This is a genomic window from Phenylobacterium sp. (assembly GCF_036502675.1).
In the GTDB taxonomy this organism is placed as follows: Bacteria; Pseudomonadota; Alphaproteobacteria; order Caulobacterales; family Caulobacteraceae; genus Phenylobacterium.
Genome location: NZ_DASXYF010000069.1, coordinates 1 through 23445, shown reverse-complemented (window position 1 = coordinate 23445; position 23445 = coordinate 1). Strand labels below are relative to the sequence as shown.

Annotated in this window: 22 protein-coding genes; 2 read left to right on the top strand and 20 right to left on the bottom strand. The window is 73.7% G+C overall.

The window, feature by feature from the left end:
* The first annotated feature begins 76 nt into the window (after window positions 1–76).
* Both VGL30_RS08055 and VGL30_RS08050 read left to right on the top strand, forming a co-directional pair.
* On the top strand, window positions 77–580 hold the full coding sequence (locus VGL30_RS08055; protein WP_331538653.1) for a response regulator: 504 nt from the start codon (window positions 77–79) through the stop codon (window positions 578–580).
* A gap of 122 nt (window positions 581–702) precedes the next feature.
* Window positions 703–3243, top strand: a complete 2541-nt coding sequence (locus tag VGL30_RS08050) for a sensor histidine kinase (protein ID WP_331538651.1) — start codon at window positions 703–705, stop codon at window positions 3241–3243.
* A gap of 21 nt (window positions 3244–3264) precedes the next feature.
* Here VGL30_RS08050 and VGL30_RS08045 read toward each other — a convergent pair whose 3' ends face one another.
* The 20 genes from VGL30_RS08045 to VGL30_RS07950 all read right to left on the bottom strand — a co-directional run.
* On the bottom strand, window positions 3265–3732 hold the full coding sequence (locus VGL30_RS08045) for a periplasmic heavy metal sensor (RefSeq protein WP_331538649.1): 468 nt from the start codon (window positions 3730–3732) through the stop codon (window positions 3265–3267).
* Complete coding sequence (locus VGL30_RS08040; RefSeq protein ID WP_331538647.1) at window positions 3732–4160, bottom strand: hypothetical protein; 429 nt, start codon at window positions 4158–4160, stop codon at window positions 3732–3734. The genes VGL30_RS08045 and VGL30_RS08040 overlap by 1 nt, the downstream gene beginning before the upstream one ends.
* A 1-nt stretch (window position 4161) precedes the next feature.
* On the bottom strand, window positions 4162–4716 hold the full coding sequence (locus tag VGL30_RS08035) for an RNA polymerase sigma factor (protein ID WP_331538645.1): 555 nt from the start codon (window positions 4714–4716) through the stop codon (window positions 4162–4164).
* Between the two features lie 47 nt (window positions 4717–4763).
* Window positions 4764–5192 (bottom strand): EF-hand domain-containing protein, encoded by a 429-nt coding sequence (locus VGL30_RS08030; protein WP_331538643.1) that lies wholly within the window; start codon window positions 5190–5192, stop codon window positions 4764–4766.
* Window positions 5193–5262: 70 nt separating this feature from the next.
* Window positions 5263–8148, bottom strand: coding sequence for a bifunctional [glutamine synthetase] adenylyltransferase/[glutamine synthetase]-adenylyl-L-tyrosine phosphorylase (locus VGL30_RS08025; protein ID WP_331538641.1), 2886 nt, complete (start codon window positions 8146–8148; stop codon window positions 5263–5265).
* Between the two features lie 52 nt (window positions 8149–8200).
* Window positions 8201–9604, bottom strand: coding sequence for a HAMP domain-containing sensor histidine kinase (locus VGL30_RS08020; protein ID WP_331538667.1), 1404 nt, complete (start codon window positions 9602–9604; stop codon window positions 8201–8203).
* A gap of 19 nt (window positions 9605–9623) precedes the next feature.
* A complete protein-coding gene (locus VGL30_RS08015; RefSeq protein WP_331538639.1) occupies window positions 9624–10295 on the bottom strand; it encodes a response regulator transcription factor in 672 nt (223 codons plus the stop codon).
* Between the two features lie 23 nt (window positions 10296–10318).
* Complete coding sequence (locus VGL30_RS08010; protein WP_331538637.1) at window positions 10319–11908, bottom strand: Do family serine endopeptidase; 1590 nt, start codon at window positions 11906–11908, stop codon at window positions 10319–10321.
* Between the two features lie 98 nt (window positions 11909–12006).
* On the bottom strand, window positions 12007–12504 hold the full coding sequence (locus VGL30_RS08005; protein ID WP_331538635.1) for a cytochrome c-type biogenesis protein: 498 nt from the start codon (window positions 12502–12504) through the stop codon (window positions 12007–12009).
* Window positions 12501–14519, bottom strand: a complete 2019-nt coding sequence (locus VGL30_RS08000; RefSeq protein ID WP_331538633.1) for a heme lyase CcmF/NrfE family subunit — start codon at window positions 14517–14519, stop codon at window positions 12501–12503. The genes VGL30_RS08005 and VGL30_RS08000 overlap by 4 nt, the downstream gene beginning before the upstream one ends.
* Complete coding sequence (gene ccmE, locus VGL30_RS07995; protein ID WP_331538631.1) at window positions 14516–15001, bottom strand: cytochrome c maturation protein CcmE; 486 nt, start codon at window positions 14999–15001, stop codon at window positions 14516–14518. The genes VGL30_RS08000 and ccmE overlap by 4 nt, the downstream gene beginning before the upstream one ends.
* A complete protein-coding gene (gene ccmI, locus VGL30_RS07990) occupies window positions 14998–16068 on the bottom strand; it encodes a c-type cytochrome biogenesis protein CcmI (protein WP_331538628.1) in 1071 nt (356 codons plus the stop codon). Before ccmI ends, ccmE begins: the two co-directional genes overlap by 4 nt.
* Window positions 16069–16115: 47 nt before the next feature.
* Window positions 16116–17489, bottom strand: coding sequence for a hypothetical protein (locus VGL30_RS07985; RefSeq protein WP_331538626.1), 1374 nt, complete (start codon window positions 17487–17489; stop codon window positions 16116–16118).
* An 80-nt stretch (window positions 17490–17569) separates the two neighbouring features.
* On the bottom strand, window positions 17570–18958 hold the full coding sequence (locus tag VGL30_RS07980) for an ATP-binding protein (protein ID WP_331538624.1): 1389 nt from the start codon (window positions 18956–18958) through the stop codon (window positions 17570–17572).
* Window positions 18955–19647 (bottom strand): response regulator transcription factor, encoded by a 693-nt coding sequence (locus VGL30_RS07975; RefSeq protein WP_331538622.1) that lies wholly within the window; start codon window positions 19645–19647, stop codon window positions 18955–18957. The genes VGL30_RS07980 and VGL30_RS07975 overlap by 4 nt, the downstream gene beginning before the upstream one ends.
* A 22-nt stretch (window positions 19648–19669) precedes the next feature.
* Window positions 19670–20011 (bottom strand): hypothetical protein, encoded by a 342-nt coding sequence (locus tag VGL30_RS07970; RefSeq protein ID WP_331538620.1) that lies wholly within the window; start codon window positions 20009–20011, stop codon window positions 19670–19672.
* A gap of 72 nt (window positions 20012–20083) precedes the next feature.
* Window positions 20084–21010 (bottom strand): J domain-containing protein, encoded by a 927-nt coding sequence (locus tag VGL30_RS07965; RefSeq protein WP_331538618.1) that lies wholly within the window; start codon window positions 21008–21010, stop codon window positions 20084–20086.
* Window positions 21011–21241: 231 nt separating this feature from the next.
* Window positions 21242–21640, bottom strand: a complete 399-nt coding sequence (locus VGL30_RS07960) for a hypothetical protein (protein WP_331538616.1) — start codon at window positions 21638–21640, stop codon at window positions 21242–21244.
* Window positions 21641–21685: 45 nt separating this feature from the next.
* Window positions 21686–22510 (bottom strand): DNA adenine methylase, encoded by an 825-nt coding sequence (locus VGL30_RS07955; protein ID WP_331538614.1) that lies wholly within the window; start codon window positions 22508–22510, stop codon window positions 21686–21688.
* Between the two features lie 187 nt (window positions 22511–22697).
* Window positions 22698–23445 (bottom strand): hypothetical protein (locus tag VGL30_RS07950; protein ID WP_331538612.1); only part of this gene is annotated, 748 nt, incomplete at its 5' end.

The window sequence follows — 23445 nt, the reverse complement described above, 5'->3', positions numbered from 1 at the left end:
CTGCAGGCTCCGATTGGCCTAGATGGCCCCCTGGCGCGTCGACGGGACGCGGCCGCGGATGCGAGGAGCATGATCGTTGGCGGTTTCTCTGCACCGGGTCCGCTTCCTGCTGGTGGACGACAACATCCACATGATGAACATCGTCAAGACGATGCTGCGCGGCTTCGGCGGCGAGAAGATCTTCGAGGCCAAGACCGCGGACGAGGCGCTCGACCGCCTGCGCCACGACGCCGTCGACATCGTGATCCTGGACTATCTGCTGGGCGACACCGACGGCACGGATTTCTGCCGCCAGGTGCGCACCTCGCCCGACAGCCCCGCGCCCTACGTTCCGGTGATAATGCTCACCGGCCACTCGGAGAAGAGCCGGGTGCAGACCGCCCGCGACGCCGGCGTCACCGAATTCTGCGTCAAGCCCGTCACCGCCGCGGACCTGCTCCGCAAGGTGGCCGCCGTCATCGACCGGCCGCGCCCGTTCGTGCGCAGCCCGTCCTACTTCGGCCCCGACCGCCGCCGCGCCGCCAACGCCGAATACGCGGGTCCGGAACGCCGCGGCCGACGCGGCGGCTCCGAAACCTGACCGCCACGGTCACGAAAATTCCGGCCCGGCAGCGACCCTATGACCCGTGACGGCGCAGAATCGCGCGCGTAGACTCAAGCCTCGTTGGGGTGACTCGGTTCAACGCGGAGGAGCGGCGGGCGTTGGCCAGACGCGGGGGCGAAGGCGCGGCTGGGACCAAGCCACGGGGGAAGCGCGGGGACGCCGCGCCGGGCGCCGCTGCGCCGCAGAACCAGGTGTTCGCGCGCACCGCCATCCTCGCCACCCTCGTGCTGCTGGCCGTCTACACCGTCTTCGCGGTCATCCGCATCCAGCACGAGCCGCAGAGCGCCACCGTCGCCAACGCCGGCCTGCCGGCCCGCGCCGACGCCCTGGCCGCCCGCGCCGACGCCGAGGCCGCGGCCCTGCGCGGCGGCCTGTTCGCGGCCCGCGAGGCGCTGACCCGCGCCCCCGACGCCCCCATCGACGCCGCCGAGAGCGGCATGGCCGCCGCGGGCGGCGCGGCCGCCGCCGTGGCCATCGTCGCCGACGACGGCCTGGCCGCCCTCGCCGGCAAGGCGCCCGGCGCCGACTGGGCGGGACTGGTGCGGACCGCCGCCAAGGCGGACAAGGCGGTCTGGTTCGGGATCGGCGACGAGAGCGCCCCGCTGCTGAGCGCCGTCGCCTCCGCCCCCACCAGCCGGGGCCGCCGCTGGATCGTCGTCGCCGGCGATCCCGCCCGGCTGATGCGGCTGCTGCACGGCCAGGCGACCGAGGCCCTGGCCACCGCCCACGGCCAGCTGATCGCGGCCGCCGGCGCCGGCGGGGTGGCCGATGCGCAGACCGTCAACGCCGCCTTCGCCCTCGCTCCCGAGGAGCTGGACTTCAGCCGGCTGGTGCGGGCCCAGCGTCCCGACGGCGCGGCCCTGGACCTGGCCGCCCGGCCGGCGGCGGACGGCGCGCTCCTGGCGCTGAGCGCCGCCCCGGCCGTCCCCACCGACGGCGCCGCCAGCACGAAGCAGGTGCTGTGGCTGCTGATCCCCCTGGGAGTCGCCTTCCTGCTGGGCCTGCTGCTCCTCAACCAGAGCCGCAAGGCCGAGACGGCGCAGCGGGCGTTCATCGACAGCGAGCAGCGCTTCCGCCTGGCGGTGGAGGCGGCCCGCTGCGGCATCTGGGAGTGGGACCTCACCGAGGACCGGATGTTCATGTCCGACGTCACCGGCGCCATCTTCGGCTGGGGCGGCGGCGGCCACGTCGACGGCGCCCAGGTGCTGGAGCGGGTGTCGCCCGACCACCGGGACCGGGTGCGCCAGGCCCTGGGGGTGGCGGCCACCTACGGGGCCTTCGACGTCTCGTTCCGGGTGCCCAGCCTCGACGGCGGCCGGCCGGTGTGGATCGACGCCCGCGGCCAGGGTTTCGACCGCCTGCCCGAGGGCGGCTACGCCCGCATCATCGGCGTGGCCCTCGACGTCACCGAGGAGCGGGTGGCCCAGGCCCGCGCCCAGGCCGCCGAGAACCGGCTGCGCGACGCCATCGAAAGCGTGTCGGAGGCCTTCGTCCTGTGGGACCGCCACGGCCGGCTGCTGATGTGCAACCAGAACTACCGCCAGACCTTCTCGCTGGAACCCAGGCTCCTGAAGCCCGGCGCCGCCCGCGAGCAGGTCAACCGCTTCGCCCAGCTGGCCATCAAGCGGCAGGTGACCGCGCCCGCCGGCGCGCGCGGCCTGCGCGAGGCCGAGCTGAACGACGGCCGCTGGATCCAGATCTCCGAGCGGCGCACGGCCGAGGGCGGCCTGGTGATGACCGCCGCCGACATCACCGCCGTCAAGACCCAGGAGGAGGCGCGCCGCCTCAACGAGGAGCAGCTTCAGCAGGCCGTGGTGGGCCTGGAGCGCAGCCAGGAGCAGCTCTCGGAACTGGCCCGCAAGTACGAGACCGAGAAGATCCGCGCCGAGACCGCCAACCGCGCCAAGAGCGAGTTCCTGGCCAACATGAGCCACGAGCTGCGCACCCCGCTCAACGCCATCAACGGCTTCTCCGAGATCATGGTCAGCGAGATGTTCGGCGGCCTGGGCGACAGCCGCTACAAGGAATACGCCCAGGACATCCTCAACTCCGGCCAGCACCTGCTGGCGCTGATCAACGACATCCTCGACATGTCGAAGATCGAGGCCGGCAAGATGAGCCTGCGCTTCGAGCCGGTGGCCATGGAGGAGGTGGCCGACGACGCCGTCCGCCTGATGCGCAACCGCGCCGAGACCGTGGGCCTGGCGCTCGGCGTCGAGATCGGCGAGCTGCCGGAGGTGGAGGCCGACTACCGGGCGCTGAAGCAGGTGCTGCTGAACCTGCTCTCCAACGCCGTGAAGTTCACCCCCCGCGGCGGCCGCGTCACCATCCTGGCCGAGGCCCGCAGCGACGCCTTCGGCGAGCGCGTGCGGGTGAGCGTGCGCGACACCGGCATCGGCATCGCCGCCGACGACCTCGCCCGCCTGGCCCGCCCCTTCGAGCAGATCGAGAGCCAGCACGCCAAGACCCAGCAAGGCACCGGCCTGGGCCTGGCTCTCACCAAGTCCCTCGTGGAGCTGCACGGCGGCGTCCTCGACATCCACAGCGCGCCCGGCGAAGGCACCACCGTCAGCTTCTCCATCCCCGTCCGCCAGAGCGCCCCCGCCCTCACCGCCTCCGGCGGCGTCGCGGCGGCGTGAGAGGGCGACAATACGGAAGCGTTAAGGCTGCGGCGGCGGGCGGCGGCCCGGCCCCCAGCGCGCCAGCCGCTCGGCCAGCCTGGCCCGCTCCTCCGGCGTCAGGCCGGCGGCGAAGTCGATGATCCGCCGCTCCACGCCGCCGCGGGCCTGCATCTCCAGCGCCCGCGCCCGGTCGAGGGCGGCGGCGGCGGCAGCTTGGTCGAAGGGCTCCGAGCGCAGGCTGAGCCAGGCGTCGCGTCGCGCCTGGCGCGCCGCCCGCAGCTTGCCGCCAACCTCGCCGGCCTCCCCGCGCAGGGCCTGGTGGAAGGCCTGCTGCCGCTCGGGCGACAGGTCGGCGGCGGCGGCCCACAGCGGCCCCGCCGGCCGCAGTCCGGCGCGGAGCAGGTGCATCCGCGCGCCCAGGGCGAAGACGCCCACCGTCGCCCCGATCACGAACAGGTTCACCGCCAGCGAGACGATGAGCACGATGAGCAGGCCCCGGCGGCCCATCAGACGTCCCCCACCGCGGTGGCCTCGTCGCCGACGCCTTCGTAGCCGGTCATGACGGCGCTGACGGCGTCGCCGTCGCCGACGGCGGCCGACAGCATCACGCCCGCCGCCACGCCCGAGGCGCAGGCGCCGGCCAGCGCCGCGCCCAGGCCGAGCCTCGCGCCCCAGACGGCGAGCCGGCTGCGGGCCCGCGGCCGCGGCGCGGCGGCCAGGATCGCCTCGCGCAGCCCGTGGCGCACCGGCGGGGGCGTCCAGTCGTCCAGGACCGCATCCAGCAGGCTCGCCTGCGCCAGCACCCCCCGCGCGAAGGCCGGGTCACCGGCCATCACGGCGGCGGCGTCTTCGCGCACGCCCGCAGGCCAGCGGGCGACGTCGCCGCCGTAGGCCTCGGCCAGGGCCTCGAAACGCGCGCGGCTCAGCTCCGTCACCTCATCGCTCCACCATGTCGGCCAGGGCGGCCCGCAGCGCCCGGCGCCCGCGGGACAGCAGGCTCTCCAGCGCCTCGACACTGACCCCCATCAGGCCGGCGGCCTCTATGTTGCCGAGTTCCTGGTAGTGGCAAAGGACGATCGCCTCCCGCTGGCGGTCGGGCAGCCGCTGCATCGCCTGCGCCACCCGGCGGCCCACGTCGGCCGCCTGCAGCCCCCGGTCCGGCGCGGGACCTTCGTCGGGCCGTTCCGGCAGGGCCTCCATCGTCGTCTCCCGCCGGCGGCGCAGCCGGTCGTAGCAGAGGTTCAGCGCCACCCGGTGCAGCCAGGTGTCGAACCGCGCCGCCCCGGGCTTCCAGGTCGGCGCCTGCTTCCAGGCGCGCAGGAAGGTCTCCTGAGCCACGTCCTCGGCCTCCGCCCCCTCGCCCAGCATCCGCCCGGCCAGCGCCAGCAGCCTCGGCAACTTGCGGGCCACCAGGGCGCGCACGGCGGCCGGCTCCCCCTCGGCCACCCGCGCCAGCAGCGCCTCGTCGGGATCGGCAGCGCCCTCGCCCAACCGTAACCTCGCCCTGGGCTGCGCGCCGCTCGCGCCGAATGGAAGGTTCAGCCGCCACGCGCCCTGTTCTGCCGCATCATGATGAGTTCGCCCTTGCTGAGCCACCCGTCGTGGTTGGTGTCCGCCGCATTGAAGCGCCGGCCAAGGGCCGCGTCGCGCTCCGCCTTGGAGATGAAGCCGTCCTTGTCGGCGTCCAGCGCCGCCCACATGGCCGCCGCCCGGGCCGTGGCGTCCGCACCGCCGCGTCCGGCCCTCCGCTGGGCGCCGGCGTCGAACTCGGCGCGGCTGATCCTGCCGTCCCTGTCGGTGTCGAGCCGGCTCAGGAAGCCGCTCTCCCCGGCCTTGCGCAGTTCCGCCAGGGTCACCTTGCCGTCGTGGTCCAGGTCCGGGTTCGGCCGCTGGCGGGGCGGGATCTGGGCCGACGCCGACGAGGCCGCCAGGACGCCCAGCAGGGCCATGCACAACAGACGCCGCATCGACAATGATCCCTTCGACGGAGGCCGCTCGCCCCGAAGCTTGAACGCCGCGTCCGGGGCGTTCCGTCGATCAGCCCGCCACCACGGCCTCGTAGGCCTTGCGGGCTGCGGCGCGCGAGGCGGCCAGCCGGGCGCCCAGGGTGCGGAAGTCGCGCGCCCCGCCGGCGCGGGCCAGCAGGGCGCGGAACGCCTTGGGCTCGTGGGCCGGGTCGGCGTCCTCCTCCAGGGCCACCTTGAGCAGCTGGGTCAGGTCCTGCTGCAGCGTCCAGGCCCGCTCCAGCGCCGCGAACGCCGCCTCGGGCCCGAGCCCCGCGTGGCGGTAGGCGGCCAGCGCCTCGGCGGTGTTCTGCGCCAGGGGCCCGCCCTGCGGCGCGTGGACCAGCTGCAGGTACTGGGCGGCGAACTCGATGTCGACCAGGCCGCCCGGCGAGAGCTTCAGGTCCCAGGGGCCCTTCGGCGGCCGCTCGCGCTCCATGAGCCCGCGCATGTCGCGCACGTCGGCGGCGGTCCGCGCCCGGTCCCGCGGCCGGCGCAGGGCGGCCTCGATGGCGGCGCGGGCGTCGGCGGCGAAGGCCTCGGAGCTGGCCCACACCACCCGGGCGCGGGTCAGCGCCAGATGCTCCCAGGTCTCGGCCTCGCCGGCGTAGTAGCCCTCGAAGGCCGCGAAGCTCACCGCCACCGGCCCCTTGGTGCCGGAGGGGCGCAGCTGCATGTCCACCTCGTACAGCCCGCCTTCCGCCGTGGGCGTCGACAGCGCCGCGATCAGCCGCTGGGTGAAGCGGCCGTAGAACACCTCCGCCGCCCAACCCTTCACCTCCGAGGCCGCATGCGGGGCGCCGGCACGGTAGAGGGTCATCAGGTCCAGGTCGGAGCTGGCGCTCATCTCCCGCGAGCCGGCCTTGCCCAGGGCCACCACGGCGACCTGGCCCGGGAAGGCGCCGCCCAGCCGCTCGGCCTCGGCCAGCGCCGCCGGACCCAGGGCCTGGATGCAGAGGTCGCCCAGGCCGGCGAAGGCGCGGCCGGCCGCCGCCGCGCTGGCCGAGCCGCTCATCACCTGCACGCCGATGCGGAAGGCGTGCTCCCGGTGGATCCGGCGCACCACGTCCATCGCGGCCTCGAAGTCGGCGGCGCTGGCCGCGGCCGTCAGCATCGCCTCGCGGTCCTCCGCCCGGTCGATCGGCGAGAAGAAGGCGGCGTCCAGCATGGCGTCGACGGCCTCCGGCCGCCGGGCCAGGGTGGCCGCCAGCCTGGGCGCGAAGGCCATCACCTGGACGATCAGCTCGAACAGCTTCGGCTGGGCCAGGAACAGCGACTGGATCTGCACCCCCGAGGGCAGGGCGGCGAAGAAGTTCGAGAACCGGTTGAAGGCGTCGTCCGGCGCGCCGGTGGCCTGCAGCGCCTCCAGCAGCCGCGGCGCCAGCCGGGTGAACAGCTCGCGCCCCCGCTCGGTGCGCGTGGCCGCGATCCGCCCGTGGTGCCAGCTGCGGATGGCCTGCGACACCTTGGCCGGCCTGGAGAAGCCCATGCGGGCCAGGGTGGCCAGGGTCTCGGGATCGTCCTCCACCCCGGTGAAGATCAGGCTGCCGAAACGGGAGGACAGGTCCTCCTCTTCGGGGAACAGCTCGCCGTAGCGGCGGTTGACCCGCTTCAGCACCTTCGACATGTCGGCGTCGAAGCTGCGGAGCAGGCGGTAGCCGCAGAGCGCCGCGATCCGCTGGCGGTCGGGGTCGGCCTCGGGCAGGCGGTGGGTCTGCTCGTCGGCCACCATCTGCACCCGGTGCTCGACGGCGCGCAGGGTGCGGTAGGCCCCGGCCATCTCCTGCGCCGTCGCCGGCTTCACATGGCCGGCCGCGGCCAGGGCCGCCAGGGCGTCGAGGGTGCGGTTGGCGCGCAGGTCCGGGTTGCGGCCGCCCAGGATCAGCTGCTGGGTCTGCACGTAGAACTCGATCTCCCGGATGCCGCCGCGCCCGAGCTTCAGGTCCACGCCCCGGGCGATCATCCGCTCGTCCACCTTGTGCACGTGGATCTGCCGCTTGATGGAGTGGATGTCGGCGATGGCCGCGAAGTCGAGGTTCCGGCGCCAGACGAAGGGCTGCAGCTCGGCCAGGAACCGGGCGGCGCAAGGTCCGTCGCCGGCGCAGGCGCGGGCCTTGATGAAGGCCGCCCGCTCCCAGTTCTGGCCGACGCTCTCGTAATACTCGTAGGCCGCGGGGGTGGGCGCCGCCGGCGGGGTGGAGGCGGGGTCCGGCCGCAGGCGCAGATCCACCCGGAACACGTAGCCGTCGGCGGTGCGCGCCTGCAGCAGCTCGGCGACCCGGTGGATCAGCCGCACGGCGAAAGCCTGGCTCTCCACGCCGGCGGCCAGCGGCAGGCGGTCGGGCTCGTAGAACACCGAGATGTCGATGTCGCTGGAGTAGTTGAGCTCGCAGGCGCCCTGCTTGCCCATGGCGATGCAGAACCAGCCGGGGACCGGCCCCTCCTCGCCCTTCCCCAGCCGCGCGAGACGCCCCGCCGCGACCTCCTCCCGCGCGGCGACCGACAGCGCCGTCGCCAGAGCCGTGTCGGCGAAGCGGGTCAGGGCGCCGGTCACCGCGTCCAGGTCCCAGACGCCCCCCAGGTCGGCCAGGGCGGTCATCAGGTGCAGCTCGGCCTTCAGCCGCCGCAGGCCCCGCGCCGCCTCGGCGGACTCCGCGTCGGAGAGCGCCGCGGCGCGCACGAGCAGGTTCTCGAGCCGCGCGTCGGGGTCGGCGTCCAGCAGCGCCTGCAGCCGCGCGGGCTCGCGCTGGGCGAGGCCGGCCAGGTAGGGCGAGGCGCCGAACACCGGCGCCAGCGCCGGCCAGGCGGCCTCGAGGCCGGAAACCTCGCCGCTATCGGCCAGCACCTCGCGCGCCCGCTCCGCGGCCTTCGCGTCGAACACCGGGCCGCAGGGCTGCAGCCGATCGCCCAAGGGAGTCATGGCGCAGACATTAGTGCGCGATGCGTTCGGATTGCATCGCCTCAAACTCCGCTCATCCCGCCCGCGGCAGGATCAGGGCCACGCGCAGGCCGGGCCCCATCCCGCCCAGCTGGCCGGGGCCCTCGTCCAGGTCGAGCCGGCCGCCGTGCGCCTCGGCCACGGCGGAGACCAGCGAGAGGCCCAGGCCGGCGCCCGGCTCGTTGCGGCTGTTCTCCAGGCGGACGAACCGATCCACCACCTGCGCGCGGTCGGCCTCGGGAACGCCGGGGCCGGTGTCGGTGACCGAGAACTCCACCTCGCCGGAGGACCGGCGGCGGACCCGCAGCATGATGGCGCCCCCGGCCGGGGTGTACTTCACGGCGTTGTCGAGGATGTTGGCCAGCGCCTGGGCCAGGAACTCGCGGTTGCCGCGCACCGCCAGACCCTCGGCCAGCTCGGCCTTGAAGTCGACGTGCTTGTCCTCGCACAGCGGCGCATAGAGCTCGGCGATGTCGGCGGCCAGATGCTCCGGGTCGAACGTGGCCTGGTCCGGCGCCTGGCCGGCCGCCTGCAGGCGGGCGATGGCCAGCACCGTGGCGAAGGTCTTCAGCACCCCGTCGGTGTCGCCGACCGCCTGCACCAGGGCCTCGGTGGGGTCGCCCCTGCCGGCCTCCACGTCCAGCAGCGCCGCCTCCAGCCGCGCGCGCAGGCGGGTGAGCGGCGAGCGCAGGTCGTGGGCGATGGCGTCGCCGGAATGCCGGTGGCCGGCCATGGAACGCTCCAGCCGGTCGAGCATCTCGTTCAGCCCCTCGGCCAGTTCGTCGAATTCGTCGTGGGTCCCGCGCACCGCGGCGCGGGCGGCCAGGTCGCCGTTGCGCACCGCGGCCACCACGTCGCTCAGGCCCGCCATGCTGCGGCTGACGTTGCGGCTGACCAGCACGCCGCCGACCAGACCCAGGATCACCACCAGGGCGCCCGCGCCCCAGAGCGCCCGGACGATCTTCACCACATAGGCCTCGTCCTCGCCCACGTCGGCGCCGACGAACAGGATCTCGCCGCCGCGCAGCCGCTCCTGCAGGCCGCGGGCGGGGTGTTTCACCTGGCGGCCCTGGCCGTCGAGGTCGGTCACCGAGAAGCTGGTCCAGGCGGGCGCGCCGATGAAGCTCTCCACCGGCGAGGCGGCGATGGAGCCGGAGATGCGCCCTCCCGAGGGGCTCATCAGCAGGTAGAGGAACGGCCGCTCGCTGGCCGCCCGCTCGATCAGCGACTGGTTGAGGGCGTCGACGCCGGCCCGGTCGTAGGCGGCGGCCAGCGAGCGCATCTCGCGGGTGATCTCCAGGTCGGTGCGCCGCGTCGCCTCCCCCGCCGTCGCCAGGTAGATGTAGGCCAGGAAGGCGCTGGCGGCGGCCGCGAACAGCGCCAGGAACAGCAGCGTCAGCCGGAACGGCGTGGTGCGGAGAATCCGCGGCAAGCGCACGCGGGGCGCCGCCGCCGCCTCAGGCATCCAGGCGGTAGCCCGCCCCGCGGACGGTCTGCAGCATCGGCCTGTCGAAGCCCCTGTCGATCTTCGAGCGCAGGCGGGAGACGTGAACGTCGATGACGTTGGTCTGCGGGTCGAAGTGGTACTCCCAGACCTTCTCCAGCAGCATGGTCCGCGTCACCGACTGGCCGGCGTGGCGCATCATGAACTCCAGGAGCTGGAACTCCCGGGGCTGCAGGTCGATCTCCTTGCCCTGGCGGTGCACGGCCCGGCCGATCAGGTCCATCTCCAGGTCGCCGACCCGCAGCAGCGTCTGCACCGAGCCGGTCTCGCGCCGCCGCGCCAGGGCCTCGACCCGGGCGATCAGCTCGGAGAAGGCATAGGGCTTGACCAGGTAGTCGTCACCGCCGGCCTTCAGCCCCGCCACCCGGTCGTTGACCTCGCCCAGGGCGGAGAGGAACAGCACCGGCGTCTGGTCGCCCTCGCGGCGCAGCGTCTCCACCAGGGCCACGCCGTCCATCTTGGGCATCATGCGGTCGACGATCATCACGTCGAAGCCGCCGTCGCGGGCGGCGGCCAGGCCCGCCTCGCCGTCCGCCGCGCGCCGGCACTGGTGACCGCCCTCGGAGAGGCCGCGCTCCATGGCGTCGGCCGCCTCCAGGTCGTCCTCGACGATGAGGATGCGCATGGCCGCGACCCGTTCCGGCGCCGCTAGCCGGTGACCTTCAGCGGCAGGAACGAGGTGCGGCCGTTGCGGTGCACGCCCACCAGCACGCTCTGGCGGCCGGCCTTCTTGGCGCTGTCGACGGCGCTGGCCAAGTCGGAGGCGCTGCCCACCGCCCGGTCGCCGGCGCGGACGATCACGTCGCCGCGGCGCAAGCCCTTCTGGGCGGCGTCGGAGGTCTGGTCGACGCCTTCCACCACCACGCCGCGCACGTCGCCCGGCAGGCTGTAGCGCTTGCGGGCCGCCTCATCGAGCGGGGCGAGCGCCAGGCCGATCACCGCCGGCCGCTGAGGCGCGGGCGCGGTCGAGCCGCCCGGCGCGCCGGGGCCGGATCCGTCGGTGTTGGCCGCCAGCTCCTTCTCCGAGGGCCGCACGCCGGAGCGGACGTCGAGGGACTTCTTCTTGCCGTCGCGCATCAGGTCCAGGCGCAGGGTGGCGCCGGCGCTGGCCTTGGCCACCTCGCGGGTCAGCTCCGAGGAGCTGCGGACCGGACGGCCGTTGACCGCGGTGATCACGTCGCCCGCCTGCAGGCCGGCGTGCTGCGAGGGCCCGCCCGCCACGGTGTCGTTGACGATGGCGCCGCGCATGTCCGGCGAGCCCTGCGCCTCGGCCATCTCGGCGGTGAAATTCTGGATGGTGGCGCCGATGTAGCCGCGGGTGATCTTGCCGCCGGACATCAGCTGCTTGGTGATGATGTCGGCCACGTCGGCCGGCACGGCGAAGCCGATGCCCACCGAGCCGCCCGACGGCGAGAAGATCGCCGTGTTCACCCCGATCACCCGGCCGTAGATGTCGAAGGTGGGCCCTCCGGAGTTGCCGCGGTTGATGGGCGCGTCGATCTGGATGTAGTCGACGAAGGTCTCGCCGATGTCGCGCCCGTAGGCGGAGATGATGCCGGCCGTGGCGGTGCCGCCCAGGCCGAAGGGGTTGCCGACGGTGATCACCCAGTCGCCGACCCGCGGCTTGGCCGAGTTCTCGAAGTCGACGAACGGGAAGCCGGCGCCCTTCACCTTGAGGACCGCGAGGTCGGTGCCCTCGTCGCGGCCGACCACGGTGGCGTCGAGCTCGCGCTCGTCCTTCAGCACCACCTTGATGGTCTCGGCGTTCTCGACGACGTGGTTGTTGGTGACGATATAGCCGTCGGACGAGATGAAGAAGCCCGAGCCCGCCGACTGCTGGGTGGGCAGGCGCGGCTGGCCGCCCTTGGCGCCGCCCTTGCCGGGGCCGGGAGCGCCGGGAGACTCGTCACCGCCGCTGTCGTCGTCGCCCGGCTGGTCCGGCTGGATGTTGAATGGAAAGTTCTCGAAGCCGGGGATGCGGCGCAGCGCGTTCGCCTCCACCCGGGACGTGACGTTGATCGACACCACGGCCGGCGAGACCTTGTCGAAGATGTCGGCGAAGGACATCGGCGAGCCAGGGGGCGGGGCGAAGATCGGCGCGGTCGAGGCCTTGATCAGCGAAGCCTGCTGATCGGCGTGCGCCGGCGGCAGGCCCATACCGGCCCCGGCCATGGCTGCGGCCATGACGCCGGCGCCGGCGACGGCGCCCAGGAGATAACCGGTCTTCTTCGATGTCATCTGTCCAAGTTCCTTGCGAGCCGATCCGGCCGCACTGCAAGTTCACGCCCCGCAATCTAGGTGCGATGCACGAAGGCGCAACGGGGCTCAAGTTACGGTTAGGTCACCCTAGGCCCGTCATCGCGACCGATCTTAGGCGCAAACGTGTCGTCGGGCTCGTCCTTTGCGAGGCGGTCGAGGGCCAGGGCCTCGGCCTCGGAAAGCGCGCCTTCGGGCGTCGCGCGCCGGACCCGCGCCAGCCACAGCGCCACCCCCAGCCCCACCGCCGCGAGCGGCGCGCCCCAGAGGGCGGCGTTGCCGGCGGAGAAGGCCGGGCGCAGCAGCACGAACTCGCCGTAGCGGGCGGTGAGGAAGCGCTTGATCTGCGCTTCGTCCTCGCCGCGGGCCACCTGTTCGCGCACCATCCGGCGCAGGTCCTGGGCCAGCGGCGCCTCGGAATCGTCGATGGACTCGTTCTGGCACACCAGGCAGCGGACCTGGCGGAAGATCGCCCGGGCGCGGGCCTCCTGGGCCGGGTCGTGCAGCCGCTCGGCCGGGTCGGAGGCGGCCGCCAGGCACAGCAGCGCAGCGGCGACGGCGGCGAGGCGGCGGATCATCCCTCGGCCTCCAGCGGCTGCGGCGCCAGGTCGCCGCGCGCCGGCCCGGGCCGCGCCGCCCGCCGCGCGACGCCGAGCCGCAGGCGCCGGTCGGAGAGCGAGACCAGGCCGCCCAGGGCCATCGCCACCGGGCCGGCGAAGATCAGCACCGCCCAGGGGTTCCAGTAGGCGCGCACCAGCCAGACCGGCCGGCCGGCCCCGTCGCGCCGCTCGCCCAGCACGACATAGAGGTGGCTGACGCCCTGGCGGCAGATCGAGACCTCGGAGGTGGACTGGCCGCCGGCGGGATAGAACCGGCGCTCCGGCTGCGGGACGCAGGCCAGGCGCCCGGCCCGGGTGGCGCGGATCAACCCGCGCTCGGCCTCGTAGTTGGGGCCCTGCACCTGGTCGATGCGGTCCAGCACCAGGTGGTAGGCGCCGACGTCCAGCGATCCGCCCACCGGCAGGGTCTCGGCGGCCTCGACCTTCCAGCCGGTCTCGAAGCAGGCGCCCAGGACGAAGACGCCGAGGCCCGCGTGCGCCAGGGTCATGCCCCAGGCGCCGCGGGGCAGGCCGGTGAACCGCCGCCAGCTCTCGGCGGCGGGGACGCGAAAGGCGCGGACGCGCTCGGCGATCTCGACCGCCGCGCCTGCGATCAGCCACGCGCCGAGCGCAATGCCAGCGGCCCCGAAGGCCTGGCGGGGACTGGCCAGGGCGAAGGCCGCGATCCCGGCCGCCACCGCGATCAGCACCGCGATCCACAGCCGCTGGGCCACGCCGGCCGCGTCGCCGCGTTTCCAGGCCAGCAGCGGGCCGGCCGGCAGCAGGATCGCCAGGGTCGCCATCAGCGGAACGAAGGTCAGGGTGAAGTAGGGCGGCCCCACCGAGATGGCCTCGCCGCCGATCGCCTCGCGGATCAGCGGATAGAGGGTGCCCAGGAGCACCGTGGCGGCGGCGGCGGCCAGCAGGATGTTGTTGAGCACGATGGCGCTCTCGCGGCTGATCGGGGCGAACACCCCGCCGGGGCTCAAGGCCGGCGCGCGCCAGGCGAAGAGGGCGAAGCCGGCGCCCGAGGTGACGCCCAGGATGATCAGCAGCAGCACGCCCCGGGTGGGGTCGACCGCGAAGGCGTGCACCGAGGTCAGCACGCCCGAGCGCACCAGGAATCCGCCCAACATGGAGAGGCTGAAGGCCGCCAGGGCCAGGAACAGGGTCCAGCCCGCCAGGGCGCCGCGCTTCTCGGTGACCACCGCCGAGTGCAGCAGGGCGGTGGCCGCCAGCCAGGGCATGAAGCTGGCGTTCTCCACCGGGTCCCAGAACCACCAGCCGCCCCAGCCCAGCTCGTAATAGGCCCAGAAGGCGCCCAGGGTGATGCCGACGGTGAGCAGGCTCCAGGCCGCCAGCGCCCAGGGGCGGATCCAGCGGGCCCAGGCGGCGTCCACCCGCCCCTCGATCAGGGCGGCCACCGCCAGCGAGAAGACCACCGACATGCCGACGTAGCCCGCGTAGAGGAACGGCGGGTGGAAGGCGAGCGCGGGATCCTGCAGCAGCGGGTTGAGGGAGCGGCCCTCCACCGGCGGCTGGGCGAGCCTCGCCAGCGGGTTGGAGGCGAAGACGGTGTAGGCCAGGAAGACGGCGCCCAGCACCCCCTGCACGCCCAGGGCCACGGTCCTCAGGCCCTGGCGCAGGCCGCGGCCGAACAGGGCCATCACCGCGCCATAGCCGGTGAGCGCCAGGCACCAGAGCAGCATGGAGCCCTCGTGGCTGCCCCAGGTTCCGGCCACCCGGTAGAGCAGCGGCTTCTCGCTGTGGGAATTGGCCGCCACGTTGGCGATCGAGAAGTCGGAGACCACGAAGCCGTGCATCAGGGCGCCGAAGGCGACGGCGACCGCGGCGAACACGGCGAGCGCCGCCCCCTCCCCCGCCCCGGCCAGCACCGCCGAGCGGCGCAGGCGGGCGGCGGCGCAGAGGCCCGCCTGGGCCAGCGACAGGGTGAGCGCCAGCACGAGCGCGAAGGCGCCGGTCTCGGCGATCATCGGGCGACCCCGGCGTAGGCGGGGACGGCGCCGTCGCCCCGCCACTCGCCCTGCGCCTTCAGGGCCCGGGCCATCTCGCGCGGCATGTAGCGCTCGTCATGCTTGGCCAGCACCTGCCTGGCCTCGAAGCCGCCGTCGGCGGCGAAGGACCCGACCGCGACGATCCCCTGCCCTTCGCGGAACAGGTCCGGCAGGTCGCCCTGGAAGCGCACCTGGTCGCGGGCGTGCTGGTCCATGACCACGAACTCCACCCGCCCGTCCGAATGCTTGACCACGCTGCCCCGCGCCACCAGGCCGCCGAGCTGGACGACGCGGCCCGGCGCCGGCCTGGCGGCGGCCGCCTGCGAAGGCGTGTAGAAGAAAGAGATCGAGCCCCTGAGGCCCCAGAGCGCCAGGCCCACGGCCAGGGCCAGCACCGGGGCGACGGCGGCGACCAGGGTCAGGCGGCGCCGCGCCCGGGGGGACTTGGGCAGCCAGCTCACTTCATCGGCTCCGCCCGGGCGGCCTGGGCCAGCTGGGCCAATATCCCGGGCTCGGCGGCGTAGCGGGTCCTGGCCTTGGCCAGGGCGGCGTCGCGCCGGACGGCGTCGCCCAGCACGGCGTAGGCGCGCACCAGCCGCACCCAGCCGTCCGCATCGTCGGGCCTGGTCTCGAGCCGCGCCGCCAGGCTCGCCACCATGCCGCGGATGGCCGCCATCGTCCCGTCCTGGGCCGGCGCCTGCACGGCCGGATGCTCCAGCTCGCCGATCGCCGCCTGCAGGGCCCCGCGGCGGCGGTCGTCCGGCGGCAGGTCGGCCAGCGCCGCCCGGGCGTCGGCGATCCCGCCCGCCTTGTCGCCGGCCAGCACCCGCGCGCGGGCCAGGTGGAAGCGGGCCGCGACCGACTTCGGATCGATCGCCAGCGCCTGCCGGAAGGCGGCCCGGGCCTCCGGCGTCGGCGTTCCGTCCGCCTGCGCCGTCTGCACTTCCCCCAGCATTTCCCAGAGATCGGCCCGGCGGGGCGCAAGCTTCAGCGCCCGGTGCAGGGCGCGGACGGCGGCGGGCGCATCGCCGGAAGCGGCCTCGGCCATGGCGAGGTAGCGGAACCCCTCCGGATCGGCGGGACGCTCATGAGTCATGCGGTCGAGCACCGCGGCCATCTCCGGCGGCGTCAGCCGCGACGGGTCGGGCGTCGACCGCCAGGCCTGCAGCCGGGCGGCGAACGGCTGGTCGCGATAGCCCGGCGCGCCCACCGCGAGATAGATGACCGCGGCCAGGGCCGGCGCCAGGGCGGCGGCGGCCAGCACGGCCTTGCGCCCCGCGGACGTCCAGGCGGCGTCCGGCTGCTCGGCGGCGGCCAGCAGCCGGCGGGCGGCCTCGGCTCGGGCGCCGCTGCGCTCGTCGTCGGCCAGCAGGCCGCGGCGGGCCAGGTCGTCGATCTCCGCCAGCTGCCGACGATAGACCGGCAAGGTCGGATCGGCCGCGGCTCCCCGCGCGCCGGCGGCGCGGTGGAGCACAAGGCCGGCCGCGGCCGCGGACAGCACGCCCGCGACGATCCAGAAAGCGATCATGGCGCGCGTCTATACGATGTGCGGAGCGAGCGCGAGGGGCGGCCGGCTCAGGCGGCGGGGGACGGCTGTTCCACGCTGGCGGCGGCGGCCGCCGCCCGGCGGCGGACCAGCTCGCCGGCCTTGTCGTCGCGGATCAGGACGTTGAAGTCGGCGGCCGCGGCCAGGTGCTGCATGGCGACGCCCAGGTCCTCCAGCTCGCCGCCGCGGATCTGGTCCAGCACCTCCTCGACATACTGGTCGAGGCTCTCGCCCAGCTTCTCCAGGACCTTGGCGCGGACCGAGGCGAAGCCGCCGTGGCTGGCGCTCGAGCGGCACTCCTGGGCGAAGGTCAGCAGGGTGCGGGCCCGCACCACCGCCCGCTCGTCCAGCTCGGCGGTGAGACGCGGCAGGTTCTTCACCATCTTGAAGATCTTGGTGGGCTGGGTCGGCAGCGCCACGGCGACGGCCTTCTCCGCCGCGCGCAGGCGATCCTCGACGGCGGCGGCCAGCGTGTGCTTCTGCTTGGCGATCCGCGAGCCCCAGGGACCGTCGCGGGTGGACTCGATGGAGGCCTCGAGCTCGCCGATCTGTTGCGTGATGACCTCCAGCGTCTTGGCGGCGGCGCTGCCGGCGCGCGGGCCGGCCTCGACGTCCAGCTTGGCGACGCCGTCGAGTCCGCGGTCCACCGCGTCCATCAGCCGGAGGGCGAAGGACGCCAGCTCCGACTCGGCCAGGTATTTTTCGCTGGGACGGTCCATGACCGCGGAGATGATCCGCAGCACCATCCAGGGCTGGGCGAGCTGGGTGGCCAGCATCTCGAACAGCCGTGCGCCGGCGTCGTCGGCGATCGCGACGGCGTCCTTGTAGGTCAGGCGCGCCGCGGCGGAGTTGGCGTCGGAGGTGCGGCTGATCCATTCGCCGAGCTTCAGCGTCGCGCTGCGGCAGATGGGGCCGAGGTCCAGGCAGGCGCTCAGCAGCTCCGCCCCGTCCGGCCGCGCATCGTCGCAGAGCTCGGCGGCGTTGGCGAAATCCCGCTGCGCCCGGGACCGCAGCGATTCCGCGGCGCGGCCGACCAGGGCGTCGAGCACGTCGGGCGGGGTTTCGCCGGGGCGGAAGTCGGCCAGCAGGGCGGCGGCCTCGGCCACCTCGGCCGGCGCGTCGGACTTGAGCCCGCGCCAGATCAGCGCCAGGGCCCGCGCCGGGAAGGTCATTCGCTCCGCCAAGCGGCCGTCGCCGGCGAACAGCCCGGCCACCGGCTGCAGCACGCCGTTGCGCAGGCGGCGGTCCTGGGCCTCGGCCTCCACCAGGCGGCGCACTTCCGACAGGCCCACGTCGCCGCCGGTGTCGGCCAGCGCCGACTGCAGCGCGCCCACCACCCGGTCGGGCGAGGCCTCGACCAGGGTCTGCAGGATCGCGGTCTTGCGCTCGGACAGGCCGGCCATGGCGACGCTCCAGGCGGGAATCCCGCCATCGCGGCGAACATGGCGGATCGGCAGTTAAGGTTTTACGAAGCCTAACGTTTTCAGGATTCCGCCCGCGGCAGTTCGAGCCGCACCGACAGGCCGCCCAGGCTGGAATCGTCCAGCCGCAGCGCGCCGCCGTAGGCCCGCGCCAGCTCGTCGATGATCGAGAGGCCGAGGCCCGAGCCCGGCGCGGTCTCGTCCAGGCGGGCGCCGCGCTGCACCACCTCGGCGCGGCGGTCGGGCGGCAAGCCGGGGCCATCGTCGTCGATTGCCAGCGACAACCGCTGCGCCGAGAGCCCGCCGGCGCGCACCCGCACCCGGCCCTTGCACCACTTGCAGGCGTTCTCCATGGCGTTGCCGGCGATCTCCAGGAAATCCTGCCGCTCGCCCTGGAAGGTGAGCTCGTCGTCGGCGTCCCAGTCGATGCGCACCCCCTTGTCGCGGAAGATCCGCTCCAGGGTGCGGGCGAGCTCGTCCAGCACCTCGGCGACGCCGGTGCGCTCGCCCAGCGCCTGGGTGCGGGCCGCGGCGCGGGCCCGGCGCAGGTGGTGGTCCACCTGCTGGCGCATCACCTCCGCCTGGCGCGTGACGACCTCGCCTAGCGGACCGGGGCGCTGGGCGGCCTCGGTCACCATCACCGACAGCGGCGTCTTCAGCGCGTGGGCGAGGTTACCCACATGGGTGCGCTGGCGCTCCACCACCTCCTGGTTATGGACCATCAGCGCGTTGAGCTCGTCGGCGAGGGGCGTGAGCTCGGAGGGGTAGCTGCGCTCGAGCCGTTCGGCGCGGCCGCGGCGCACCTCGGCGATCTCCCGGCGCAGGGCGAAGAGCGGCCGAAGCCCCACCCGCACCTGGATCACCACGGCGGCCGTCAGGCCCGCGCCCAGCAGCACGAAGGCGGTGGCGGTGGCGGCCATGAAGCCGCGCACGTCGCGGTCCACCGGCGTGCGGTCCTCGGCGGCCAGGAAGATCACCGGCGCCGCCCGCCCCGGCAGCTGCGCCTCGGCGGCCAGCGCCCGCAGCGGCTCGCCCAGCGGCCCGCGGGAATCGTAGGCGACCGGCGGGCCGGGCCGGGCGTTCAGCCTGGCGACCACCTTGGCGGGGATGCGCAGCTCGCTGTCCCACAGCGAACGCGAGCGCACCAGGGCGCGGGCCCGGCCGTCGCCGGTGGGCTCGGCGATCTGCCAGTACTTGCCGGAATAGGCCCTGAGCGCCCGCTCGTCGGTGAGCGCCGGGGCGATCACCTGGCTGTCGTCGCCGATGGTGGAGGCGGCCAGGAGGTTGTCGATCAGTTCCGAGAGGCCCTGGTCGAACCGGCGCAGCGCCGCCTGCTGGAACAGCAGCGCCAGCACGATCGCCGAGACCAGCAGCACCGCAAGGCTCCACCCCGCCGCCAGGATCACCAGCCGGCGGACAAGGGACGAGCCGCGCAGGGCCGCCGGGATCACGTGGCGGCGGGCTCGCCGGCCCCTTCGCCCGGCGGGGCGACCAGGCGGTAGCCCAGGCCGCGGGCGGTCTCGATGCGGTCGGCGCCGATCTTCTTGCGCACCCGGCCGACGAACACCTCGATGGTGTTGGAGTCGCGGTCGAAGTCCTGGTCGTAGAGGTGCTCGACCAGTTCGGTGCGGCTGATCACCCGGCCCTGGTGCATCATCAGGTAGTGCAGCAGGCGGTACTCCAGCGAGGTGAGCCGGAGCGGCTCGCCGTTCACCGACGCCCGCGCCGCGCGCGGATCGAGCCGCAGGCCGCCGCAGGAGAGGCTGGGCGCCGCGTGGCCGGCCGAGCGGCGCAGCAGGGCGCGCAGGCGGGCCAGCAGTTCCTCGGTGTGGAAGGGCTTGGTCAGGTAGTCGTCGGCGCCGGCGTCGAAGCCCGCCACCTTCTCGCTCCAGGCGCCGCGGGCGGTGAGAATCAGCACCGGCGTGGTCATCTTGTCGCGCCGCCAGCGTTCCAGCACCGAGACTCCGTCGACCTTCGGCAGACCGAGATCGAGGATGACCGCGTCATAGGGCTCGGTCTCGCCCAGGAACTGGGCCTCCTCGCCGTCCGGGGCGTGATCGACCGCATAGCCGGCGTCGCCGAGCGCCAGCTTGAGCTGCCGCGACAGGTCCGGATCGTCTTCAACCAGGAGGATGCGCACGTCGTCCCCTTCCGTTACGGGTTCAGCCGCCCTGGCGCGACAGGATGCCGCCGCTCTCGGCGTCCACCACGAAGACCACCACCCGGCCGTCGGGAAGCTGCCATTGCACGAGGTAGACGGCGCGGCCGCCCGCCTCGCCCTGGGTGGTGTTCAGGTGCCGCCCGGGGGTCCGCTGGCCGATCATCGCCAGCACGCGAGCCAGCGGCACCTGCCGGCCGGCCCGCACGGCGTCGCGCGCCCGGTCCTGCTCGCCGCCCTCGGCGCCGAACACCGGGCGGCCGTTGTCGGGGTAGGGCTGCGCCCAGCCGGACGCCGGCGGTGCGGCGCACAGCAACAGGGCGGCGAGGGCGAGGCGGCGTTTCATCCGGGCGTTTCTAGGCTGGACGCGCTGAACCCTGCGTGAATATCCGGTTTGGCCGGCAGTTACGACACCCGGTCACGCGCGACGCCGCGGCTTGTAGGGATGGTCCTTGCGCCATTCGGCCGCGAAGGCCTCCAGTTGCGGGTCGACGGCGTCCGGCAGGGTGACGACCAGGCGGGCGAAGAGGTCGCCGCGGCGGCCCTGCGCGTCCGGCAGGCCGCGGCCTTTCAGCCGCAGGCGCGCGCCGGTGTTGGAGGCCTTCGGCACCGTCAGGGTCACCGGCCCGTCGGGCGTCGGGGCCTCCACCTTGCCGCCGAGCACCGCGTCATAGACCGTGACCGGCACGTCCATGACCAGCGCCTCGCCCTCGCGGCGGAACACCGGGTGCGGCTTGATCGAGATCTCGATGAAGGCGTCGCCGGGGCCGGAGCGGCCGGGGGAGCCCTGGCCCTTCAGCCGCAGGGTCTGGCCCTCCTGCGCGCCCTTGGGGATGGCGACGTCGATGGTGCGGCCGTCGGAGAAGCCGATGCGCTTCTTGCCGCCGGCGATGGACTCCTCCAGGTCGATCTCCAGGCGGGCCCGCACGTCGTTCCCGCGCTGGGAGAAGCCGCCGAACCCGCCCGGGCCGCCGCCGCCCCGGCCGCCGCGCCCCATCATCTCGCTCAGGATGTCGCCCAGGTCGACGCCCTCGAAGCTCTCGCCCCGCCCCCCCGCGCCCGGTCCCTGCCGGAACGGTCCTTGAGGGCCGCCGCCCCAGGGGCCGCCGCGCATGGTCTCGCGGCCGTCCGCGTCGATCTCGCCGGCGTCGAACCGCTTGCGCTTGGCGACGTCGCCCAGGATGTCGAAGGCGCCGCTCACCCGCTTGAAGCGCTCCTCGGACTCCTTCTTGCCCGGGTTGGCGTCCGGGTGGTGCTGCTTGGCGAGCTTGCGGAACGCCTTGCGGATCTCGTCGGCGGTGGCGCCGCGGGAAACGCCCAGTTCCTGATAGGGGTCGCGCGCCAAGTTGAAGACCTCATGAAACGTGGGGGAGACGCCGCGGTAGATTGGTCGGTTCGCGCAGCGGCGCAAGGGCCGACTGTTGCAGAATTGGCACAACTTGCGCCTTCGTTCTCTTTGTGTTCCCATTCGCAGAGCAAACGCGGGGGGCATGCGATGGACTGGTGTAGCGGGACACTTGGTTCTGGAGCGCGGGACACTTGGTTCTGGAGTCGCTTCGTAATTCGTAGCCGCCGCCTAGCCCGGCAACTGCACCGGCCCGTCCCCGCCCAACTCGCCGTCTGACCCCAGCAGCTTCGCCAGGTTGTCCAGGCTCTGTGCCAGCGCCGCCGCCGCCCGCGCGCGATCCTCTCCTCCTTCGATCGCCCGCTGATAGGTCCAACGCGCCGCCGCCGCCGAGAGGTCGAGGGTGCAGGGCCAGACCGTCAGGAAGCCGTCCCTCCCCCGCGCGCCGCAGCCGGTGCATCTGAGGCGCTCCACCGCCTCGCCCACCGTGGTGGCCGGACCCAGCAGCCTCACCGCTCCGATGGCCGAAAGGCGCACCCTGCGGCGACAGGTGGGGTAGGCGCACGCTATATAGAGGTGGGTGTTGGTCTCCAGCAGGCCAACCATCCCCACCACCGGCGCGTCCCGCATCGTCGTGACCCAACTCCACGCGCCCGCCCATGGGGCGATCTAGGGTCACGGGCCGACCCCGGCAAGGCTGCTGGTGATGATGACCTCCCGCGCCGCCTGGGCTCCTTGCCCCGCGACGCCGTAATGGGTCCCCACGGCCTGGATCGACAGGCCGGCGAAGATCTGGCGCACCTCCGGCCGGTCGTTCAACGACAGGATGAAGCGGCCTCGAACGCCCTTCAACGCCGCCGCCAAGGCCTCGAACTCGGCCCGCAGGAACATGCCCTCCCCGTAGTCGCGCTCGCAGCCGAAATATGGCGGGTCCAGGTAGAACAGCGTCTCCGCGGTGTCGTAGCGGGCCAGGAAGGCCTGCCAGGGAAGGCGCTCGATCACTACCCCGGCCAGGCGCTCGTGCAGCTCCTCCAGCATCGGGCCGAGACGGGTGATGTCGAACCGGCCGCCGCGATGGTGGGCGACCCCGAAGTTGCGGCCGGCGACCTTCCCGCCGAAGGCCACGCGCTGGAGGTAGAGGAACCTGGCCGCCCGCTCCAGGTCGGTGAGTGTGTCCGGATCGACGGCCGTCAGGCGCTCGAACTCCGCCCGGGTGGTGATCTGGAAGCGCAGCATCTCCAGGAAGGCCACATAGTGGCGCTGCAGCACCCGGTAGAAGGTGGCCACGTCCCGGCTCCAGTCGTTGATCACCTCGCTCTGGGGCCGGCTCTCGCGGCGCAGGAACACCCCGCCCATGCCGACGAAGGGCTCTGCATAGGTGCGGTGGGGGACGGCGGCGATCATCGCCACCAGGCGGCGCGAGAGGTAGCGCTTGCCGCCGATATAGGGCGCCGCCGGCTTCGTCGGCTGGACGGGCGTCAACTGAGGACTCGACTCCATGATGCAAGGTTGCTCGAAAGGCCCCGCCGGTCGGACCGGTGGCGGGGCGGAAGGGGGTGCGCACCCCCGGATGTGCGGGGTACTGCCCGCGGCTCGAGGCGTTGGCGCGCCTCGGCCCCCGCCATAACCCGGCGGGGAGATCGGGTTCATGGCTCCCTGACCAGCACCAGGAAGGGCGGCCGTCACGCTAGAGCGCCTGCATCGCCGCGTCGGAAAGGGCCGTGGCGTGCGGGTAGTAGATGATCTCGTCGATCACCCCGTCATAGGGACTGTCGCCGTACCAGGAGAGGCCGACGCTCATCCGCTCGCCCAGGTAGGACAGGTTGCCGCCGGCCATCGAGGCGACGGTCCCGCCGGAGATGCAGCCCTTGGTGACGCCGGTGTCCCAGGACCGGACGATGGTCTTCCGGCCCGCGCCGAAGCCGGTCACGACCAGGTCGCCGCCAGCGTTCGCGAAGCCCACCGTGGCCTGTCCGACCGCGACCAGCATCCACGCCCACTCGTAGGGTGACAGGATCGCGCCCAGCGCCGCGGCGTTGCCGCCGGCCGCCGCCGTGGTTTTCACCACCAGCGTCCCGGTCTGCGCCGCGACCGCCTTGAACAGCGCGCCATAGCCGTGCTGCACCCCCTCCACGGTGTTGATCACATGGCTGAGCTGGCGTTTGCCGCCGTCCGCGTAGACCAGGCCCGGGAACTTGACGTGCAGCGAAGGCGAGACGCTGTTCACCGCCGGCGCCACCCAGTTCGCGGGCCCGGGGACGACGGGCGAGCGGTCGCCGCCGTAGCGGGTGTCGGCCTTGCCCCAGATGCGCAAGTTGCGCACCTTGAGGTCCGAGGGGTTCTGCGTCGCATAGGGCGCGGCCGAGAGGTTCGGCCCGCTGTAGTCGTCCCAATTCATCATCGTGTTGTTGACGATGGCGTACCAGTTGGCGTCG

Excerpts from the sequence above, each read along its gene's own strand:
- VGL30_RS07970 (WP_331538620.1), bottom strand. The coding sequence starts at position 20,011 with ATGAAACGCCGCCTCGCCCTCGCCGCCCTGTTGCTGTGCGCCGCACCG.
- VGL30_RS08015 (WP_331538639.1), bottom strand. The coding sequence starts at position 10,295 with ATGCGCATCCTCATCGTCGAGGACGACCTGGAGGCGGCCGACGCCATG.
- VGL30_RS08030 (WP_331538643.1), bottom strand. The coding sequence starts at position 5,192 with ATGCGGCGTCTGTTGTGCATGGCCCTGCTGGGCGTCCTGGCGGCCTCG.
- ccmI (WP_331538628.1), bottom strand. The coding sequence starts at position 16,068 with ATGATCGCTTTCTGGATCGTCGCGGGCGTGCTGTCCGCGGCCGCGGCC.
- VGL30_RS08010 (WP_331538637.1), bottom strand. The coding sequence starts at position 11,908 with ATGACATCGAAGAAGACCGGTTATCTCCTGGGCGCCGTCGCCGGCGCC.
- VGL30_RS08005 (WP_331538635.1), bottom strand. The coding sequence starts at position 12,504 with ATGATCCGCCGCCTCGCCGCCGTCGCCGCTGCGCTGCTGTGCCTGGCG.
- VGL30_RS08045 (WP_331538649.1), bottom strand. The coding sequence starts at position 3,732 with ATGGGCCGCCGGGGCCTGCTCATCGTGCTCATCGTCTCGCTGGCGGTG.
- VGL30_RS08000 (WP_331538633.1), bottom strand. The coding sequence starts at position 14,519 with ATGATCGCCGAGACCGGCGCCTTCGCGCTCGTGCTGGCGCTCACCCTG.
- VGL30_RS08025 (WP_331538641.1), bottom strand. The coding sequence starts at position 8,148 with ATGACTCCCTTGGGCGATCGGCTGCAGCCCTGCGGCCCGGTGTTCGAC.
- VGL30_RS07960 (WP_331538616.1), bottom strand. The coding sequence starts at position 21,640 with ATGCGGGACGCGCCGGTGGTGGGGATGGTTGGCCTGCTGGAGACCAAC.
- VGL30_RS07985 (WP_331538626.1), bottom strand. The coding sequence starts at position 17,489 with ATGGCCGGCCTGTCCGAGCGCAAGACCGCGATCCTGCAGACCCTGGTC.
- VGL30_RS07955 (WP_331538614.1), bottom strand. The coding sequence starts at position 22,510 with ATGGAGTCGAGTCCTCAGTTGACGCCCGTCCAGCCGACGAAGCCGGCG.